The following is a 745-nucleotide window of genomic DNA, read 5'->3' as shown; positions in this document are numbered from 1 at the left end:
TCCCATGCCCACCCGCCGTCGAGCCTGCGATGAATCGCCGACTCCGACTCGAATCGGACCGAGCCGAGGCCACGACGGCGGCACCGCGCCAATGCCTCCGACCGAATCTCCGAGTCGGGGCGACCGTGCTCGACCACCGTTGGTTCGAGAGACGGTGCCGACACCGCGTCGAGCATGGGGACGCCGTCGTCGCCGACCACGGGTCGACACTCCAGAACATCGGCCTCGAAGACGGCGAGGGTGACGGCGTGCGCGAGAAGCGGAGGGTCGATCTCGCCGTCCAGCCAGACCAGCTGCGAAATCCGGAACGCATCGGCGTCGGGAGTGACCTGCTCGGCAGCCCAGACACCCAGCTGCGCAGGCGTCAGTCGAAGACGACCCATAGTGCACCTCACCCCGCTCGCAACGACAAAGAATACGTTAGCCTAACCTAATGGAGTCTTGAATCGCGACACGGACCGGGTGGTAGTTCGGCCGCAGTTCACCGTTGCCCGAACGGATTTCGGCGCGTCACTCCCGCTGTAGCCGCATCCCGAGGGAGTGCGCCTTAGGTTAGGGTTGCCTGAGCTACACTCCCAAGCGGTAAGTCAAGAACAACCCAGGTGCGTCTTGGGTTCCGCGATTGGGGTGTACGTGACGGTCCGTCTTCTGGAGCTGACAGCAGCGCAACTGGGTGTGTGGGCCGCAGAACAGGTCAGCCCCGACGCAGACGCCTTCCGAATCTCACAGTTGGTCTGGCTGGACG

The 745-nt window shown here is 64.4% G+C and carries 1 protein-coding gene; it reads right to left on the bottom strand.

Annotation, left to right across the window (positions count from 1 at the left end):
- On the bottom strand, positions 1-383 hold a 383-nt coding region (locus CH251_RS19680; RefSeq protein WP_143544983.1), incomplete at its 3' end, for a hypothetical protein.
- Positions 384-745: the final 362 nt, after the last annotated feature.

The sequence above is a fragment of the Rhodococcus sp. 06-462-5 genome, assembly GCF_002258315.1.
In the GTDB taxonomy this organism is placed as follows: Bacteria; Actinomycetota; Actinomycetes; order Mycobacteriales; family Mycobacteriaceae; genus Rhodococcoides.
The sequence above is the reverse complement of the archived record's forward strand: the minus strand, read 5'-3'. Positions and strand labels throughout refer to the sequence as shown.